Annotated in this window: 4 protein-coding genes; 3 read left to right on the top strand and 1 reads right to left on the bottom strand. The window is 67.2% G+C overall.

What is annotated here, in order from left to right; translation table 11 throughout:
• Positions 1-10: 10 nt before the first annotated feature.
• Positions 11-808, bottom strand: coding sequence for a GAF and ANTAR domain-containing protein (locus EYS21_RS19185; protein WP_131134842.1), 798 nt, complete (start codon positions 806-808; stop codon positions 11-13).
• A gap of 486 nt (positions 809-1,294) precedes the next feature.
• On the opposite strand from EYS21_RS19185, the gene EYS21_RS19180 reads away from it, so the two are divergent.
• The 3 genes from EYS21_RS19180 (at position 1,295) to EYS21_RS19170 (ending at position 4,564) form a co-directional block, all read left to right on the top strand.
• Positions 1,295-2,821, top strand: coding sequence for an alpha-N-arabinofuranosidase (locus EYS21_RS19180; protein WP_131134841.1), 1,527 nt, complete (start codon positions 1,295-1,297; stop codon positions 2,819-2,821).
• A gap of 57 nt (positions 2,822-2,878) precedes the next feature.
• Positions 2,879-3,454, top strand: coding sequence for an HhH-GPD-type base excision DNA repair protein (locus EYS21_RS19175; protein ID WP_207307826.1), 576 nt, complete (start codon positions 2,879-2,881; stop codon positions 3,452-3,454).
• Between the two features lie 105 nt (positions 3,455-3,559).
• Entirely contained in the window at positions 3,560-4,564 is a 1,005-nt protein-coding gene (locus tag EYS21_RS19170; RefSeq protein ID WP_131134839.1) for a LacI family DNA-binding transcriptional regulator, read from the top strand.
• Positions 4,565-4,570 lie beyond the last annotated feature (6 nt).

Below are 4,570 nucleotides of genomic sequence, written 5' to 3'. Positions count from 1 at the left end.
GACCCCTGGCTCAGTGGTCGAAGTGGGTGCGGGGGGCGCCTTCCGGGAGGTTGTCCAGGATGTCCTCGGCCACCTTGCGGAGCTTGATGTTCCGGTGGCTGGAGGCCTTGGACATGATGCCGAACGCCTCCCGGTACGAGCACCGGTTCTCCGCCATGATCACCCCGCAGGCGATGTCGATGGAGGTCCGGCTCTCCAGCGCCGAGCGGAGATCTGCCGCGGAGGTCCGGGCTTCCCGGAGCTCCAGGACCAGGCTGAGGCTACGCGATGCGAGGTCCGCAAAGCCGAGGGCAGCGGCGACGACGGCCTGCGGAAATGCCGCCGTCCTGGCGGCAAAAAACGCAAGTGCCGACTGTGCTCCGTCGTCCAGCCGCAGCCGCACGGCCAGGACGCTCCTGTAGCCGGCGGGCCTCACGTGGCGCCTGTAGTGGGGCCAGCGGAGATCCGTGGCCAGATGGTTTGCCGCCACCGGGAGTCCCGTGGCCAGGGCATCAGTCAGCGGGCCTTCGCCCAGTTCCAGTTCCCGCGAGGCCAGCGCGCGTGGGTGGCCGGCCGTGCCCGCCACTGTGGTGTGCTTGCCGGCGGACAGCACCACAGCGCAGTCGGCGGCGCCTCCCGAGGCCTGGCTCAGCGTTGCCCCGGCCATCCGGGCCAGCGTGTCCAGTGACTCCGCAAGGCTCTGGGCGCCCGTCAAAAGGTCGAGCAAAAGCCCGTCGCGGAGGTTGTCCACTCCCGGGAGGTCGACGGCGCCGCGGGTTACTTCCGTCCCATCGATCGGGGCCGGAGACGGCGTGCACGGACTGTTCATGGCCCGGTCATCAACTGCCGGGCGGGGTGACGTACGGAGGGCCGGGCGGCGCGAAGAAAGGGCCGGCGACGGCTGGGGGAGAGGCCTTGGTCTCAAAGACCTCCTCGTCGCCGGCCCCGCTTATTGCCCCGGTCCTGGGGGCCGGGAAGCCGCAATATCCGGGTCCTGCTCGCATTCCCTTCCTCACACCCCCAAGTGAGCAATTCAAGTTCGTTCTCTCAGTTGAACGTAGTTCCCGGCGGCACCAGAGAGAACGGGTAATCGGTACTCGTTTTTCAGATTAGGTAGTACTTGGTTTTGGTGACGGGTACTCACATTCCGGCCGTACCGCTCCGGACAGCAGGCCTGCTGAGCGAAGACAGTGGCCGGACTACAGCAGGAGCAGCGGCGGAAACCACCTCCCGAACAGACCTTGACTCACCGTGCTGTCAACGCTAACAATTGATTTCTATAACGTTGTACAAAACTAGAAACGAGGAAGTTTTCGTGAGCACATCAGAGTCGGCCGCCGCCAAGGTCACCATCGACCCGTCCTTCACCGTGGGGCCGGTCCGCCGCCGGACCTTCGGCGCGTTCGTGGAGCACCTGGGCCGGTGCGTCTACACCGGGATCTTCGAGCCGGAACACACGACGGCGGACGAGGACGGGTTCCGGACGGACGTGCTGGAGCTGACCCGCGAGCTTGGCGTCTCCACCGTGCGGTACCCGGGCGGAAACTTCGTCTCCGGCTACCGGTGGGAAGATGGCGTGGGCCCGGTGGAGCAGCGCCCCGCCCGCCTGGATCTGGCCTGGCACTCCACGGACCCCAACCTGGTGGGCGTGGACGAGTTCGCCAAGTGGTCCGCCAAGGCCGGCGTCGAAACCATGATGGCCGTCAACCTGGGCACCCGCGGCGCGCAGGAGGCCCTGGACCTGCTGGAATACTGCAACATCGACGGCGGCACCGCCTTCTCGGACCAGCGCAAGGCCAACGGCGCCGAGAGCGGCTATGGGATCAGGATGTGGTGCCTGGGCAACGAGATGGACGGCCCGTGGCAGATCGGCCACAAGAACGCCCTCGAATACGGCCGGCTCGCCGCTGACACCGCCCGCGGCATGCGGATGATCGATCCGGACCTGGAACTGGTGGCCTGCGGCAGCTCCGCACCCACCATGCCCACGTTCGGCGAGTGGGAGCGCGTGGTGCTGACCGAGACCTACGACCTCGTGGACCTCGTCTCGGCGCACCAGTACTTCGAGGACTTCGGCGACCTGCAGGAACACCTCGCCGCCGGACACAAGATGGACTCCTTCATCCGCGACATCGTGGCCCACATCGACCACGTGAAGTCGGTGAAGAAGTCCAAGAAGCAGGTCAACATCTCCTTCGACGAATGGAACGTGTGGCACATGAGCCGCGGCGAGTCGAAGGCACCCAGCGGCCAGGACTGGCCCGTGGCCCCCGTCCTGCTGGAGGACATCTACACGGTGGCGGACGCCGTCGTCGTCGGGGATCTTCTCATCACGCTGCTGCGCAACACGGACCGGGTGCACTCCGCAAGCCTGGCGCAGCTGGTCAACGTGATCGCGCCCATCATGACGGAGCCGGGCGGCCGGGCCTGGAAGCAGACCACCTTCCACCCCTTCGCGCTGACGTCCCGGCACGCCGCCGGGACCGTGCTGCAGCTCGCCGTCGAGTCCCCGCTGGTCAGCGGCGGCAAGACCGCCGATTTCACCGCACTGTCCGCCGTGGCAACCCTAGACGCCGACAAGGGCGAGGCCGTGGTCTTCGCCGTGAACCGCTCGGCGACCGACGCTCTGATGCTGGACGCCGCCGTCGCCGGGCTGGGCAACGTCAAGGTCATCGAAGCGGTCACGTACGCCAACAAGGATCCGTACTGGCAGGCAACCGCGGATGACTCGACGTCCGTCCTGCCCGCGCAGAACGGCAGCGTCAAGGCCGACGGCGGCCGGCTCACCGCCGAACTGCCGGCCGTGTCCTGGTCCATGATCCGCCTGGCACTGGAGTCCTAGGCCGGGGAAAGCCCCCGGCCATGACGCGGGCAGCCGGTTGGTGGAAAGATAAGGGCCATGGAACTGCACATCACCGGTGACCCGGCTGCCGACAAACTCCTCAGCGATGACGCGTTCGCGCTCCTGACCGGCATGCTGCTGGACCAGCAGGTGACCATGGAATCCGCCTTTGCGGGCCCGGAAAAAATCCGGGCCCGCATCGGGTCGATCGCACCGGCCGCCGTTGCTGAGTACGAACCGCAGGCCTTCGTTGAGGTGTTTAAGGAACGGCCGGCAGTGCACCGGTTCCCCGGTTCCATGGCAGGGCGTGTGCAGGCGCTGGCTGAGACGGTCCAGCGCGACTGGGACGGCGACGCGACGCTGATCTGGACCAAGGGGGACCCTGACGGCAAGGAGGTGCTGCGCCGCCTGCAGGAGCTTCCGGGCTTCGGGGGACAGAAGGCAAAAATCTTCCTTGCGCTCCTCGGCAAGCAGCGCGGACTGGAGGCACCCGGCTGGCGTGAGGCTGCCGGCCACTACGGCGAGCAGGATGCGTTCCTTTCAGTGGCGGACATCGTGAGCCCGGAGTCCCTCGTCAAAGTCCGGGCGTCGAAGCAGGCGGCCAAGGCTGCCGCCAAGGCCGCGAAAGGCTGAGCCGGCGGGTCCGGCCCCGGGCTTTTTGCGACGGCGGGTTGTTCCGGTTGCGGCATTATCTGCAACGATGTACGGAAACAGATTCGCAAGGAGAATGAAGCACCGATGGCAGTCACCATGAACGACGTTGCGCGCGCCGCGGGGGTATCGCTCAAAACGGTCTCGAATGTGCTCAACGACTATGAGTTCATCCGGCCCGCCACCAAGCAGCGCGTCCACGACGCCATCGCGGAACTGGGCTATGAAGCGAACCTGACCGCGCGGAGCCTGCGCTCCGGGAAAACGCGCATGCTGGGCCTGGTCCTGTCCGACCTGTCCGCGCCGTACTACGCGGAGCTGGCGTCACGGCTGATGACCGTAGCCTCCCGGCGCGGCTACCGCGTCCTGGTGGAGCAGTCCGGGGCCGTCGCGGACACGGAACTCACCGCCCTGCAGGGCCCCTTCCGGCAGTTGACCGACGGCCTGCTGTTCACGCCCATCGCCATGGAGGCCGACGCCGTCGCCTCCCGCCGCGGAACCAAGCCTGTGGTGCTGCTCGGGGAGCACATTGTGGATCCCCGGTTCGACCTGGTCACCATGAAAAACGAGGAAGCCGCCGCCGCGGTCACCGCCCACCTGCTGGCGGCAGGCCGCCGTCGGATAGCCGTGGTGGGTGCCTTTCCCGATGAATCCGCCGGCACGGCGGGGCTGCGGCTCAACGGATACCGGAAGGCCCTCGAGGACGCCGGAATCGCGTTCGACCCTGCCCTCGTGGCACCCGGTGAATGGCGGCGCGACTCCGGGGCCGCCGCCGTCGCGGGCCTCCTGGACAGCGGCGTTCCGTTCGATGCCGTTTTCGGGCTGAACGATGCCCTGGCCCTGGGTGCGATGCACGAACTGCTGGTCCGCGGGGTGAAGGTTCCACAGGATGTTGCCGTCGCGGGCTTTGACGACATCGACGAGGCACGGTTCGCGTCGCCGTCGCTGACCACGGTGTCGCCGGGCATGGCCGAGATTGCCGAGCGGTCCATCGGGCTGCTGATCGACCGGATCGAAGGGCTGGAGGCGGCGGACGACGGAGTGCATGTCGAAGCCGGGTTTGTCCTAAAGGTCCGGGAATCCGCGCCGTAAGTCCCG

This window comes from Arthrobacter sp. S39, from assembly GCF_004320525.1.
Taxonomy (GTDB): domain Bacteria; phylum Actinomycetota; class Actinomycetes; order Actinomycetales; family Micrococcaceae; genus Arthrobacter.
The sequence above is the reverse complement of the archived record's forward strand: the minus strand, read 5'-3'. Positions and strand labels throughout refer to the sequence as shown.